The organism is Bradyrhizobium sp. CCGUVB23 (assembly GCF_024199885.1).
Classification (GTDB): Bacteria; Pseudomonadota; Alphaproteobacteria; order Rhizobiales; family Xanthobacteraceae; genus Bradyrhizobium.
The window spans coordinates 6840420-6853908 of sequence record NZ_JANADQ010000001.1 but is presented as its reverse complement, the minus strand read 5'-3'; the positions used below and the strand labels follow the sequence as shown (position 1 = coordinate 6853908).

The following is a 13489-nucleotide window of genomic DNA, read 5'->3' as shown; positions in this document are numbered from 1 at the left end:
TGTGCTGAAAGACACTTTGATCAGGACGGCGGCGACATTCGCCGTCGTCGCGGGGCTGGCGGTTGCGTCTCTGGCAACCGCCCGCGCCGCGGATGAACCGAATGGCAATCCCGTTCAGGCGCAGCTCGACCACGGCAAGGCGACCTATGCCGAAAAATGCTCGCATTGCCACGGTCCCGGCATGATGAACTCCGGCACCATCACGCCGGACCTGCGCGCCTTCCCCGACGACAAGATGCGGTTCGTCACGACGGTGAAGAACGGCAAGAACAACAAGATGCCGCCATGGGGCGACATCCTCAGCGAGGACGAGATCACCGACCTCTGGGCCTACATTTCGAGCCGGAGACGGCCATGAGCTGTCGACTTGGGGCGTTTGGTCTTGCCGCGATGTTTGTGGCTCTCGCGACGGTCGCTTATGCGGCTGATCCCTTGCGAATATGCCTCGACGAGGACCGGCCGCCTTTGTCCGTGCATCACCGCGGCAAGCCGGGCGCCGGCTTCGACGTGACGCTGGCGCAGGCGATCGCGCAGCGGCTCGACCGTCCGCTCCAGATCCAGTGGTTCGAAAGCAAGCTGGATGAGGATTCGAGCCCGCAACTCGAGGCCAACGCGCTGCTGTCGGACGGGCGCTGTGCATTGGTTGGCAGCTACGCGCTGACCCGCGATTCCCTCGTCGTGCCCGGCATCAAGACCGCAAGGCTTCCGGATTTCGACGGCGCCACCCGCGACGACCGCAGGCGCCGCGTCGCGCTCGGCGTGCTCGCGCCGAGCCAGCCTTACATCTATTCGCCCATGACGGTCGTACTCGGTCCGAAGGCGCGCGATCGCAAGATCAGCGAAATCGGCGATCTCGCAGGTCTCCGCCTGGTGATCGAAAGCGGATCGCTGGGCGACGCCATCTTGATGACCTTCGACAAGGGGCGGCTGATCGACGGCATCACGCATCTCGTTCCCGGCCGCGACGACCTCCTGGGCGCGCTCGACCGCGGCGACTATGATGCGACACTGCTCGATCTCGCCCGCTTCGACGCTCACCGCGCCGCCCACCCCGACACGACGATCACGGCGTCCGGCTATTATTATCCGATCGGCGCCAATCGCGGTTATATCGGGCTTGCCAGCGATCCCGCCCTGATCGCCGCCGTGAACAAGGCGCTCACCGACCTCATGGCAGAAGGCAAGATAGCCGAGTTCGGCAAGCAGGCCGGGCTCACCTACCTGCCGCCGCGCGAGCCCGCAATCCTCGGCGATGTCTGGAAGCAGATCATCCAGCGGTGAGGCATATCATTGCGACGGCGGCGCCTCGTTCTCCGCTGTCATGCCCCGGCTTGACCGGGGCTCCAGTATGCCGCGGCTTCTCCATATCATTCACCGCCTCTGGAATACCGGATCGCCCGGTCAAGCCGGCCGATGACAGCAAGAGCGCAGCACGACGCTCGCATGCGCCCCGCGCTGCCCCGCGCCAAAGGCACCGCGGCCATTTCCGTGCTAAGCATTGGGGTCCCCTCGACGATCCGGTGCAATCGTGAGTTCGCCGACCAGCCCGCCCGCTGCAAGCCTGCGCGATGTCCTCTTCCGGGAGATCAAGGCCAGCGAGCTCGTCAGAGCGCTAATTGTCGTCGGCCCGCTCGTGGCGGCCTATTTCCTCTTCCGTGAGGCGGCGCTGCTGAATTTGGGACTGGTCGCGGTTTCCCTGCTCATCCCCGCGCTGAAACTGCACCTCGCTCCGCGGGCAGTCGCGCTGCACTACCTCGCCATCGTCGTCACCTTCATCACCCTTTTCCTCGCCGCCCCCGTCAAGCCGCTGTTCGTGGCGCTGACGGCGCTGGCCGGCTTCCTTGCCGTGGCCGTGACGCGCCATGGAAACGCCTTGCGGACGCTGGGCAACTGGGTCTTCATCCCGGCGGTCTATCTCGCCTGCGAGGTGCGCGAGGGGGTGAGCGCGTCCGAGGCCCTGCATCATGCCGCCGTGATCGTGGCGTCGTCCCCGATTGCCCTCGCCCTCGTCTGCGGCGTCCAGATCCATGACCTGCGGCGCCATCCCGACCACGCCCCACCCTCTTACGGACCTGCCGCGGCCGAATGGTTTCTACCGGCGGCGGCAACGGCGATGGCCGTCTTTGCGGCGGCGGCCCTGGTCGAGGCGTTACATCTGGCCCAGGGACAATGGGTGATGTGGTCGGCCGCAAGCGTCGTCGTCGGCGATCTCGCGGCGTCCACCGGGAAGCTGAAACAGCGCGCCATCGGGGCATTCGTCGGCGTCCCGCTCGGCCTGCTCGCAGGCGTCGCGCTGCCCGAGAGTCGCGCCGGCTATGCGCTCGCTGTTCTCGGCGCGACGCTCACGCTGATCGCATTCTCCCGCTATGTCGTGGGCTTCGGCTTGCGCTGCTTCTTCATCGCCCTTGCAGCGTCGTTCGCGGGCGGGGCAAGCGGAATTGCCGAGGAGCGCGTGGTCAACGTGATCACGGGCGGCACGTTCGGGCTCATTGCGGTCGGTCTGACCGAGATTGTCTGGCGGCGCGTCAGGCAGAAGGGCGGCGGGCCGTCGCAGGCTTCGTCGTGAGGCCGCGCCTAATGCTCTTCGGAAGCCACGGCACTCTGCTGCGCCTTGTGGATCGACGACGGCACGACGCCAAAGTACTTCCGGAACACGCGGCTGAAATGTGACGAACTGGAGAAGCCCCAGGAGAAGGCGACGTCGGTGATGGTCTTGCCGGCGTGGGCCTCGAGCTCCTGGCGGCAGTTCTGAAGGCGCGCCTGCCAGATGTAGTCGCTCACCGTCGTGCCGCGCTCGCTGAACAGCATGTGCAGATAGCGCTTGGAGCAGCCGAGCTCGGCGGAAATCTGGTCGATGCACAGATCCGGGTCACGCAGGTGCTCGCGGATGAAAAATTGGGCACGCACATACATCGCCTCGGGCCCGACCCGATCGAACATCGTGTCGGCCTCGCGCAGCGGCAGCAACAGGAGGTCGATCAGCGAATCGGCGACGCCGACCGCGCTGTTCGCCGAGAGCTTTGTGGCCTCGTCGAAGGTGGCGTGGACGAAGTCGTGGGCGATTCGCCCCGTGCCGGTGCGCGCCGACAGCTTGCATGCCGGCATCCGCTGGGACGGGAAGCCGCGATCGCGCAGCAGAGCCTTCGGCACGATCACCACGTCATGCCGCGTGAAAGCGGGGCTGATGATCGAGTGCGGACAGGACACGTCATAGGCGATGATGTCGCCGGGCATCAGCTCGATGTGGCGGCCTTCCTGCTCGAAATACGAGACGCCGTAGGTCTGGAAATGGATCTTGATGTAGGGGTGTTCATTGGCCTTTGCGCGGGCATGCGTGTGCGCGATGCGATGCTGGCTCACCTCGATCTGGCAGAGTTTCAGCCGAGATACCGTGGTGTAGTCGATGCGCCCTTCGAGCGCGGTCGCTTCAAGCGGATCGACGTCGAAATGCCCGCAGAGACTTGTCAGTCCGTCGACCCAGCTCTGGATCTGCCTCTTCGGCGTAAGTCCGGTCGTGCTGAGTGTGTGTATTGTGTCGGACATGATCCCAGCCACTGATTTGATTCAAATCGTGATGGGTGCCGCCAGAGGCCCCCTGTCACGATGAAGCGACGTTTACCTCAAATTAGGGCGGTCTTTGGAGCAAGCGCCAGTGCTCCGTCTGCCATCCTTGTGTTCAATCCTCCGCCTTAGTTGCAGCGCCGTCAAGGGGAACCTGAGTCGAGTCCCCGCGGCCGGGCAGCGCAGAAGATGCTGAATTCGCTACTGCAAAATCAAAAAGTTGGCCCCTTTGCGCTGTCAAGCAAATGCCCTTCTCTCTTGGGCAAGTTTCCCGTTTACGAACCGGTTACGGATTGTGCCAGGAACAACAAGAAACGGGCCGTACTGCAAGCGGACTCGTGGCTCATTACCAGGAGGAGGAAACAGCACAGCATCGTTTCTGGTCCCAATCGTGACCGCCCTGCACGAGCAGACGCTGGACCTCAGTGCCCAGCGGTACGCAATGCTTCGGAAACAATAAACGAGACCTAGGAGGAATGACTATGCGCAAGGTGCTACTGGCGACGTTTCTTGGCTCTGCCGCGGCTCTGGCCGCCGGCAGCGCTTCAGCCAATGACGAGCTGATCAAGATGTCGCAAAACCCCAAAGACTGGGTGATGCCTACGGGTGACTACGCCAACTCCCGCTATTCCAAACTCAATCAGATCAACGCACAGAACGTCGGCAAGCTGCAGGTCGCATGGACCTTCTCGACCGGCGTGCTGCGCGGCCACGAAGGCGGACCGCTCATCATCGGAAACGTGATGTACGTCCACACGCCGTTCCCGAACAAGGTCTACGCCCTTGACCTTTCCAACGAGAACAAGATCATCTGGAAGTACGAGCCGAAGCAGGATCCGAACGTCATCCCTGTGATGTGCTGCGACACGGTTAACCGCGGCTTGGCCTACGGCGACGGCAAGATCTTCCTTCATCAAGCCGACACCACGCTCGTCGCGCTCGATTCCAAGACCGGCCAAGTTGCCTGGACTGCAAAGAACGGCGATCCCACCAAGGGCGAGACCGGAACCTCGGCGCCGATGGTCATCAAGGACAAGGTGCTGGTCGGCATTTCCGGTGGTGAGTTCGGCGTGCAGGCCCACATGACGGCCTACGACATCAAGACCGGCAAGCAGGTCTGGCGTGGGTACTCGGAAGGGCCGGATGACCAGATCCTGGTCGACGACAAGACCACGGCTCTGGGCAAGCCGGTCGGCAAGGACTCCAGCCTCAAGACCTGGCAAGGCGATCAGTGGAAGATCGGCGGCGGCGCCACCTGGGGATGGATCTCCTATGATCCTGCTCTGAACCTCATCTACTACGGCTCCGGCAACCCCTCGACCTGGAACCCGAAGCAGCGTCCGGGCGACAACAAGTGGTCGATGACGATCTGGGCCCGCAATCCCGACACTGGCGTGGCCAAGTGGGTCTACCAGATGACGCCCCACGACGAGTGGGACTATGACGGCGTCAACGAGATGATCCTCTCGGATCAGCAGATCAACGGCCAGGCGCGCAAGCTGCTCACCCACTTCGACCGCAACGGTCTCGGCTACACCCTGGACCGTGAAACGGGCGAGCTGCTGGTCGCCGAGAAGTACGATCCGAAGGTGAACTGGACCTCCGGCGTCGATATGGACAAGAACTCGCCGACCTATGGCCGTCCGAAGGTTCTCGATGCTGCCTCCACGGAGAAGGGCGGAGAGGACCACAACACCAAGGGCATCTGCCCGGCCGCGCTCGGCACCAAGGACGAGCAGCCGGCAGCCTACTCGCCGGACACGCAGCTGTTCTACGTTCCGACCAACCACGTCTGCATGGACTACGAACCGTTCAAGGTCAGCTACACCGCGGGCCAGCCCTATGTGGGTGCGACGCTCTCGATGTATCCGCCGCAGGGCGAGACCAACATGGGCAACTTCATCGCCTGGGACGGCAAGACCGGCAAGATCGTGTGGTCCAACAAGGAGCAGTTCTCGGTCTGGTCGGGTGCGCTCGCAACCGGCGGCGGCGTGGTGTTCTACGGCACGCTCGAAGGCTACCTGAAGGCGGTCGACGCCAAGACCGGCAAGGAGCTCTACAAGTTCAAGACTCCTTCCGGCATCATCGGCAACGTCACGACCTATGAGAACGGCGGCAAGCAGTACGTCGCAGTGCTCTCCGGCGTGGGTGGCTGGGCCGGCATCGGTCTGGCGGCAGGCCTGACCGATCCGACCGCCGGTCTCGGCGCAGTCGGCGGCTACGCGGCACTGTCGAACTACACGGCGCTCGGCGGCACGCTGACCGTGTTCTCGCTGCCGAACTAGGCTCAACCTCGTATCGTCCCGGCGCGTGGATCAACTCCACGCGCCGGCTCGTCTCCACCGCGCGCTGTCGAGGAAAAAATCTCTTGCGTAGAATCTGCTCTGTCATAGCTGCGATGATCATCGTCGCGTCCGGAGGAATTGCACTCGCGGACGGCTCGGGCGACCCGGCCGCGGTCAAGCAAAACGAGAATGGTGAGTGGCTCGATAAGGAAGGAAACCCGACCTACAAGATCACTGAGGGATCCGTGGACTGGTACACCTATTCCGGATACCGCCGCTATCACTCGGACTGCCACGTCTGTCACGGCCCGGATGGAATGGGATCGACCTACGCTCCGGCGTTGAAGGACTCCCTGAAGACCATGAGCTACGCCGACTTCCTCGGCGTCGTCGCCTCAGGCCGGAAGAATGTCTCGACCGCGCAGGAGAACGTGATGCCGGCCTTCGGCGACAATCCGAACGTCGCTTGCTACATGGACGATCTCTACGTCTATCTGCGCGCCCGTTCCAACGAAGCCTGGGGCCGCGCGCGGCCGGGCAAGCACGAGGACAAGACTGAGGCCTACACCAAGGCCGAAGATTCCTGCATGGGCAGGAAATGAACGGTTTGGAGCTCGGCTGAGACGACTTCTCGGCGTCTCCAGGAGAGAATTTGAGGAGCTTACGATGAAGACACGTGCCGCGGTCGCTTTCGAAGCGAAAAAACCGCTTGAGATCGTCGAGGTCGATCTGGAAGGACCGAAGACCGGCGAAGTTCTGGTCGAGATCAAGGCGACCGGAATTTGCCACACCGACGCCTACACGCTCGACGGTTTCGATAGCGAAGGAATCTTCCCCTCGATCCTCGGCCACGAGGGCGCCGGCATCATCCGCGAGATCGGCGCAGGCGTCAGCTCGGTGAAGCCTGGCGATCACGTCATCCCGCTCTACACGCCCGAATGCCGGCAGTGCAAAAGCTGCCTGAGCGGGAAGACCAACCTCTGCACCGCGATCCGCGCGACGCAGGGCAAGGGCGTGATGCCCGACGGCACCAGCCGCTTCTCCTACAAGGGCAAGCCGATCTATCACTACATGGGCTGCTCGACCTTCTCGAACTTCACGGTGCTGCCGGAAATCGCAGTCGCCAAGATTCGCGAGGATGCCCCCTTCGACAAGAGCTGCTACATCGGCTGCGGCGTCACGACCGGCGTCGGCGCCGTCGTCAACACCGCCAAGGTCACGCCGGGCTCCAACGTCGTGGTGTTCGGCCTCGGCGGCATCGGTCTCAACGTGATCCAGGGCGCCAAGATGGCCGGCGCCGACAAGATCATCGGCGTCGACATCAACGACTCCAAGGAGGATTGGGGCCGCAAGTTCGGCATGACAGACTTCGTCAACCCGAAGAAAGTGACCGGCGACATCGTCCAGCATCTGGTGACGCTGACCGATGGCGGCGCCGACTACACCTTCGACTGTACCGGCAACACCACGGTGATGCGCCAGGCCCTGGAATGCTGTCATCGTGGCTGGGGAACATCGATCATCATCGGCGTCGCGGAGGCCGGCAAGGAGATCGCCACCCGCCCGTTCCAGCTCGTCACCGGGCGCAACTGGAGAGGTACCGCGTTCGGCGGCGCACGCGGCCGCACCGACGTGCCCAAGATCGTCGACTGGTACATGAACGGAAAGATCCAGATCGATCCAATGATCACCCACGTGCTGAAGCTCGAAGACATCAACAAGGGCTTCGACCTGATGCACGAGGGCAAGTCGATCCGTTCGGTCGTCGTCTACTAAAACAGAACCATCACCCAAAAGGAGGATCGTCCCATGACTGTTGCTCTCCATCCCTCGATCGACAATGGCCTCAAACAGGGCAGTGGCAGCTTTGCCGGCGGCACGCTGGTCTGCAAATGCAAGGATCACCCGGTCAAGGTCGGCATCAAGGGCGACGTGGCGCACAACCACGCCTGCGGCTGCACCAAGTGCTGGAAGCCGCAGGGCGCGACGTTCTCCGTCGTCGCCGTGGTGCCGCGCCAGAACGTCACCGTGCTCGAGAACGGCGACAAGCTGCAGATCGTCGATCCGTCGGCGGTGATCCAGCGCTGCGCCTGCAAGGCCTGCGGCACGCACATGTACGGCCGCATCGAGAACAAGGGCCACCCGTTCTACGGCCTCGACTTCATTCATCCCGAGCTGTTCCAGGAGCAGGGCTCGCAGGCGCCGCAATTTGCCGCCTTCGTCTCCTCGGTGATCGAATCGGGCGTGAAGCCGGAGCAGATGGCCGGCATCCGTTCGCGGCTGAAGGAAATCGGGCTCGAGCCCTATGACTGCCTGTCGCCGGCGCTGATGGACGCGATCGCGACCCATGTCGCGAAGGCCAGGGCTGCTTAAGTACCAAGGCTGCTTAAGTAAAAGGCCGCGTAGGTACGAGGCTGCTTAGTGGCAGCCTGAGGCAACGCGTTCAACCTTGCCGCTTCCTCTCGGCTCGCTGGTCTGAACCCAGCGAGCCGGTCGGGTCCTCCAGGATTGGGCGCAAACCGGATGGCCAGCATTGCCGCCTCATTCGCTTGTGAGGCGGCCGGTTCCCTCAGCATCGAGAGTTGTACTCACTCCGCAGAGTCGCCAGCTCGCAAAGCTCGCGTCACTGCGTTCTCCCTCCCTCGACTGAGGTCTCCTGCTTCGTCCGCGCAGTCCCGCCGGACGAAGCTTTTTTATGTCGGTCGCAATGATGCTCTGCCGCACCGCGCAACGGGCGAGCGACGGGTCGCGCCCAGCTTTTGACAAATCAGGGATGCAATCTGGTCGCGAACACAAGCGGCTGTGATGCCCGCGGTGTCCGGTTTCTGCTAGCATCACGCTCGTCACGATGCCGCGCGGAAATCATCAAACAAGAATCAACCGGGAGGTATCGAGCACATTCCAGACATCGCCCGTCGTCATCCCCTCCGCCCCGGGAGTTGCCTGGGCTTGCGGAAGCAGGGGATGCGGGCGCCGCCACACCAATCACGCGCATCGGATCATTGGCTTAAGAAGAGCGAGAAACGATCATGATCAAGATAAAAATCAACGGCCAGGAACAAAGCTGGGATGGCGACCCGGATCTTCCGCTGCTCTGGTTTCTCCGCGACGAGGTCGGGCTGACCGGCACCAAATTCGGCTGCGGCCAGGCGCTGTGTGGGGCCTGCACCGTCATCGTCGACAAGGAAGCGGTGCGCGCCTGCATCACTTCGGTCAATGACGTCGCGGGCCGCGAGGTCACGACCATCGAGGGCCTGCATCCGAACGGCGATCATCCCGTGCAGAAAGCGTGGCGCCAGGTCAACGTTCCCCAATGCGGCTTCTGCCAGGCTGGCCAGATCATGCAGGCCGCGGCGCTGCTGATGGACAATGCAAAGCCGTCGCATGACCAGATCCGCCAGGCGATGGCGGGCAACATCTGCCGCTGCGGCTGCTACCAGCGCATCGAGAACGCCGTCCATCTCGCATCGACGGGGGTGTGATCATGAATTTCATCGACAACCCAAAGAAGCTTCGCGGCTTCGAGAAGCACGTCAGAATCGAGAAGGTTTCCCGCCGCAGCATCCTGAAGGGACTGGGCGTCACCGGCGGCTTCGTGCTCGCCGCGCCCGTGATGTCGCGCCAGGCCTTCGCCTATGAGACCGGCGCCGGGAAGATGCCGCACGGCGTCGTGGTCGATCCGCGCGTGTTCGTCGCGGTCGCTCCCGACGGCATCGTCACCATCGTCGCGCACCGCTCCGAGATGGGTACCGGCGTGCGCACCAGCCTGCCGCTGATCGTCGCCGAGGAGATGGAAGCCAACTGGTCGAGGGTCAAGGTCCAGCAGGCGCATGGCGACGAGGTCATGTACGGCAACCAGGACACCGACGGCTCCCGCAGCACGCGGCACTATCTGATCCCGATGCGCCAGATCGGCGCCTCGGCGCGCATCATGCTGGAGCAGGCCGCAGCCAAGCGCTGGGGCGTGCCGGCGACGGAGGTGAAGGCGGTCAATCACGAGGTCGTTCACGGCGCCAGCGGACGCAAGCTCGGCTTCGGCGAGCTCGCCGCCGACGCGGCCAAGGAATCCTTGCCCAGCGTCGACAGCCTCAAGCTGAAGGACCCCAAGGATTTCCGTTATCTCACCAAGGGCCAGATCGGCATCGTCGACCTCCACGACATCACCACGGGGAAGGCAGGCTACGGCGCCGACGTGCGGCTGCCCGGTATGAAATACGCCGTCATCGCGCGCCCGCCGGTGACCGGTGGCAAGCTGGTCTCGTTCGACCCGGCCGACGCAATGAAGGTCTCGGGCGTCGAGAAGGTGATGGAGGTGCGCGGCTGGCCGTGGCCCTCGAAATTCCAGCCGCTCGGCGGCGTGGCCGTGATCGCCCGCAACACGGGCGCGGCGATCAAGGGACGCGATGCGCTGAAGATCGTCTGGGACGACGGGCCGAACGGCAAGTACGAGTCGGTCGCCTACCGCAAGGAGCTCGAGGAAGCTGCACGCAAGCCCGGTCTCGTCGTGCGCAAGGAGGGCGATGCGGATGCCGCGCTCAAGAGCGCCGACAAGGTGATCGTCGGCGAGTACTACGTCCCTCACCTCGCCCATGTCAGCATGGAGCCGCCGGTGGCGGTTGCCGACGTCAAGGGCGACAAGGCTGAGATCTGGGCGCCGGTGCAGAGTCCGGGTGGCACCCGCGAGGACGTCGCCAAGACGCTCGGCATCCCCGAGCAGAACGTCACCGTGAACGTAACGCTGCTCGGTGGCGGCTTTGGCCGCAAGTCGAAATGCGACTATGCGCTCGAAGCCGCCCTGCTCTCCAAGGAGCTCGGCGCGCCCGTGAAGTTGCAGTGGACGCGGGAGGACGACCTCCACAACGGCTTCCTGCACACCGTCTCGGTCGAGCGCATCGAGGCGGGTCTCGACAAGAGCGGCAAGGTGATCGCCTGGCGCCACCGCAGCGTCGCTCCCAGCATCGCCTCGACGTTTGCGGCGGGAACCGTGCATCAGGCCTCGTTCGAGCTCGGCATGGGCCTCGTCGACATGCCCTTCGAGATCGCCAACGTCTCCTGCGAGAATCCGGAAGCGGCCGCCCATACCAGGATCGGCTGGTTCCGCTCGGTCTCCAACATCCCGCGCGCCTTCGCGGTGCAGTCGATGGTCGGCGAGATCGCGCAGGCCATCGGCCGCGATCAGAAGGACATGCTGCTCGAGCTGATCGGTTCGCCCCGCATCGTCAAGCTCACTTCGGTGAAGGACCTCTGGAACTATGGCGAGCCCTATGACAGCTACCCGATCGACACCGCGCGCCTGCGCAAGGTGGTCGAGCTGGTGGCCGACAAGGGCGAATGGGGCCGCCAGGTGCCGAAGGGCCATGGGCTCGGCATCGCCGCGCATCGCAGCTTCGTCAGCTACATCGCGACGATCGTGGAAGTGGCTGTCGACGATAAGGGCAAGCTGACGATCCCGCGGGTCGACACCGCGATCGACTGCGGCACCTTCGTCAATCCCGAGCGCATCCAGTCCCAGATCGAGGGCGCTGCGATCATGGGCCTGAGCCTCGCCAAATATGGCGAGATCACCTTCAAGGACGGCAAGGTCCAGCAGAAGAACTATGACGATTTCCCGGTGATCCGGATGGACGAATCTCCGCTGCTGACCAACGTCCATATCGTGCCGCCGGGGCCCGACACGCCCCCGAGCGGCGTCGGCGAGCCCGGCGTGCCGCCATTCGCGCCGGCGCTGATCAACGCGATCTTCGCCGCGACCGGCAAGCGCATCCGCTCACTTCCGATCGGCAAGCAGTTGGAAGCCTGAGCACAAGCAGAAATGCGGCGGACGTTACCGTCCGCCGCATTGCTACTCCCCCCTGGCCGCGCCGCTTCCTTCGATCCGCCTCCAGGAACTTCTTCAGCGAGCTACTTCTTCAGCGCGAAGACCCAGATCACACCGCCCTGCGGCACGTTGGCTTCGATGCCGATGTTGTTGGTCGCGAGCGCATCCTGGATGCGTTGCGCATCGACGCCCCAGCCGGACTGAATCGCGACATATTGCGTGCCATCGACCTCGTAGGAGATCGGCATGCCCATGATGCCGGAGTTGGTCTTCTGCTGCCATAGCTGCTCGCCGGTCTTGGCGTTGAAGGCGCGGAAATAGCGGTCGTTGGTACCGCCGGCGAAGACGAGATCGCCTGCGGTCGCCGTCACCGAGCCAAACAGCTGCGACTTCGGGAAGTCGTGCTGCCACACCTTCTTGCCGGTCGCGGGATCCCAGGCCTGGAGCTCGCCGAAATGATCAGCACCGGGCTTCGCCTTCAGGCCGATGTCTTCCGGCTTGGTGCCGAGCCAGAGCTCGCCGGGCTTGAGCGCCACCTTCTCGCCAGTGAAGCCGCCGCAGAAGTTTTCGTTGGCGGGAACGTAGACGAGGCCGGTCTTCTGGCTGTAGGCCGCCGAAGGCCAGTCCTTGCCGCCCCACAACGACGGGCAGAACTCGACGCGTTTGCCAATCACGGGCTTATGCGCGGGATCGACGATCGGCCGGCCGCTCTCGGCATCGATGCCTTTCCAGACGTCGGTGGAGACGAACGGCCAGCCCGCGACATAGTTGATCTTGGTCGGCGTGCGCTCGAGCACCCAGAAGATCGCATCACGTCCCGGATGGATCAGGCTCTTGATCGAGCGGCCGTCGCGTTGCAGATCGACCAGCATCGGCGCTTCGACCTCGTCCCAGTCCCAGGAGTCATTCTGGTGATACTGGTGATAGGTCTTGATCTTGCCGTTGGCAGGATCGAGCGCGATCACCGACGAGGTGTAGAGATTGTCGCCTGGATGACTGTCGCCGGGCCATGGTGCAGCGTTGCCGACGCCCCAGTAGATCGTCTTCAAGTCCTTGTCGTAGGTGCCGGTCATCCAGGCCGAGCCGCCGCCGGTCTTCCAGTCGTCGCCCTGCCAGGTGTCGTGACCGGGCTCGCCCTCGCCTGGAATGGTGAAGGTGCGCCACAACTCCTTGCCGTCCTTGGCATCGAAGGCGGCGACGTAGCCGCGCACGCCGAGCTCGCCGCCGGAGCCGCCGACGATGACCTTGCCGTCGACGACGAGCGGCATCAGGGTCATGTACTGGCCCTTCTTGTAGTCCTGCACCTTCGTATCCCAGACCACCTTGCCGGTCTTGGCATCGAGCGCGACAACGTGGTCGTCGGTGGTGGCGAGATAGAGCTTGTCCTCCCACAGACCAACGCCGCGGCTGGTCGGATGGAGCTGGAACAGGTCGTCCGGCAATTGCCGCTTGTAGCGCCAGTATTCGTCGCCGGTCTTGGCGTTCAGCGCGATCACCTGCCCCATCGGCGTCGCCACGAACATCACGCCGTTGTTGACAATCGGTGGCGCCTCATGGCCTTCGATCACGCCGGTGGCGAAGGTCCAGACCGGTGTGAGATCCTTGACGTTGCCGGTGTTGATCTGGTCGAGCGGGCTAAAGCCCTGCCCATCATAAGTGCGGCGATACAGCATCCAGTTGCCGGGTTCCGGATTTTCCAGACGCTGCGAGGTGACTGGCGTGTAACTCTCGATCGGACCGGCGCCCGCGGAGGTCGAGACGATGCAGGTGAAGGCGACGAAGCCGGACAACAACCATTGTTTTCTGGTCATGGACGTTTCCCCTT

Annotated in this window: 11 protein-coding genes; 9 read left to right on the top strand and 2 right to left on the bottom strand. The window is 63.7% G+C overall.

Going from position 1 to position 13489, the window contains the following annotated elements:
- Position 1 precedes the first annotated feature (1 nt).
- The 3 genes from NLN62_RS31725 to NLN62_RS31715 all read left to right on the top strand — a co-directional run bounded on the left by NLN62_RS31725 (position 2) and on the right by NLN62_RS31715 (position 2566).
- Positions 2–358: a cytochrome c gene (locus NLN62_RS31725; RefSeq protein WP_254111413.1), complete on the top strand. Its 357-nt coding sequence runs from the start codon at positions 2–4 to the stop codon at positions 356–358.
- Complete coding sequence (locus NLN62_RS31720) at positions 355–1281, top strand: ABC transporter substrate-binding protein (protein WP_254111412.1); 927 nt, start codon at positions 355–357, stop codon at positions 1279–1281. The genes NLN62_RS31725 and NLN62_RS31720 overlap by 4 nt, the downstream gene beginning before the upstream one ends.
- A 247-nt stretch (positions 1282–1528) precedes the next feature.
- The gene (locus tag NLN62_RS31715) at positions 1529–2566 is read left to right on the top strand and encodes an FUSC family protein (RefSeq protein ID WP_254111411.1); all 1038 of its coding nucleotides are present in this window, start codon (positions 1529–1531) and stop codon (positions 2564–2566) included.
- An 8-nt stretch (positions 2567–2574) separates the two neighbouring features.
- On the opposite strand, the gene NLN62_RS31710 is transcribed toward NLN62_RS31715, so the two are convergent.
- Positions 2575–3543: a helix-turn-helix domain-containing protein gene (locus NLN62_RS31710; RefSeq protein ID WP_254111410.1), complete on the bottom strand. Its 969-nt coding sequence runs from the start codon at positions 3541–3543 to the stop codon at positions 2575–2577.
- 500 nt (positions 3544–4043) lie between these two features.
- On the opposite strand from NLN62_RS31710, the gene xoxF5 reads away from it, so the two are divergent.
- The 6 genes from xoxF5 to NLN62_RS31680 all read left to right on the top strand — a co-directional run bounded on the left by xoxF5 (position 4044) and on the right by NLN62_RS31680 (position 11646).
- Positions 4044–5846: a lanthanide-dependent methanol dehydrogenase XoxF5 gene (gene xoxF5 / locus NLN62_RS31705; RefSeq protein ID WP_027525768.1), complete on the top strand. Its 1803-nt coding sequence runs from the start codon at positions 4044–4046 to the stop codon at positions 5844–5846.
- A gap of 113 nt (positions 5847–5959) precedes the next feature.
- Entirely contained in the window at positions 5960–6448 is a 489-nt protein-coding gene (locus NLN62_RS31700) for a c-type cytochrome, methanol metabolism-related (RefSeq protein ID WP_027525769.1), read from the top strand.
- Positions 6449–6512: 64 nt separating this feature from the next.
- Complete coding sequence (locus NLN62_RS31695; protein ID WP_027525770.1) at positions 6513–7622, top strand: S-(hydroxymethyl)glutathione dehydrogenase/class III alcohol dehydrogenase; 1110 nt, start codon at positions 6513–6515, stop codon at positions 7620–7622.
- A 33-nt stretch (positions 7623–7655) separates the two neighbouring features.
- On the top strand, positions 7656–8219 hold the full coding sequence (gfa, locus tag NLN62_RS31690; RefSeq protein WP_027525771.1) for an S-(hydroxymethyl)glutathione synthase: 564 nt from the start codon (positions 7656–7658) through the stop codon (positions 8217–8219).
- A gap of 656 nt (positions 8220–8875) precedes the next feature.
- The gene (locus NLN62_RS31685) at positions 8876–9328 is read left to right on the top strand and encodes a (2Fe-2S)-binding protein (protein WP_027525772.1); all 453 of its coding nucleotides are present in this window, start codon (positions 8876–8878) and stop codon (positions 9326–9328) included.
- Between the two features lie 2 nt (positions 9329–9330).
- Entirely contained in the window at positions 9331–11646 is a 2316-nt protein-coding gene (locus tag NLN62_RS31680) for a molybdopterin cofactor-binding domain-containing protein (protein ID WP_254111408.1), read from the top strand.
- A 101-nt stretch (positions 11647–11747) separates the two neighbouring features.
- On the opposite strand, the gene NLN62_RS31675 is transcribed toward NLN62_RS31680, so the two are convergent.
- Positions 11748–13475, bottom strand: a complete 1728-nt coding sequence (locus tag NLN62_RS31675) for a methanol/ethanol family PQQ-dependent dehydrogenase (protein ID WP_254111406.1) — start codon at positions 13473–13475, stop codon at positions 11748–11750.
- Between the last annotated feature and the right edge of the window lie 14 nt (positions 13476–13489).

Excerpts from the sequence above, each read along its gene's own strand:
- NLN62_RS31720 (WP_254111412.1), top strand. The coding sequence starts at position 355 with ATGAGCTGTCGACTTGGGGCGTTTGGTCTTGCCGCGATGTTTGTGGCT.
- NLN62_RS31710 (WP_254111410.1), bottom strand. The coding sequence starts at position 3,543 with ATGTCCGACACAATACACACACTCAGCACGACCGGACTTACGCCGAAG.
- xoxF5 (WP_027525768.1), top strand. The coding sequence starts at position 4,044 with ATGCGCAAGGTGCTACTGGCGACGTTTCTTGGCTCTGCCGCGGCTCTG.
- NLN62_RS31700 (WP_027525769.1), top strand. The coding sequence starts at position 5,960 with ATGATCATCGTCGCGTCCGGAGGAATTGCACTCGCGGACGGCTCGGGC.
- NLN62_RS31695 (WP_027525770.1), top strand. The coding sequence starts at position 6,513 with ATGAAGACACGTGCCGCGGTCGCTTTCGAAGCGAAAAAACCGCTTGAG.
- gfa (WP_027525771.1), top strand. The coding sequence starts at position 7,656 with ATGACTGTTGCTCTCCATCCCTCGATCGACAATGGCCTCAAACAGGGC.
- NLN62_RS31685 (WP_027525772.1), top strand. The coding sequence starts at position 8,876 with ATGATCAAGATAAAAATCAACGGCCAGGAACAAAGCTGGGATGGCGAC.
- NLN62_RS31680 (WP_254111408.1), top strand. The coding sequence starts at position 9,331 with ATGAATTTCATCGACAACCCAAAGAAGCTTCGCGGCTTCGAGAAGCAC.
- NLN62_RS31675 (WP_254111406.1), bottom strand. The coding sequence starts at position 13,475 with ATGACCAGAAAACAATGGTTGTTGTCCGGCTTCGTCGCCTTCACCTGC.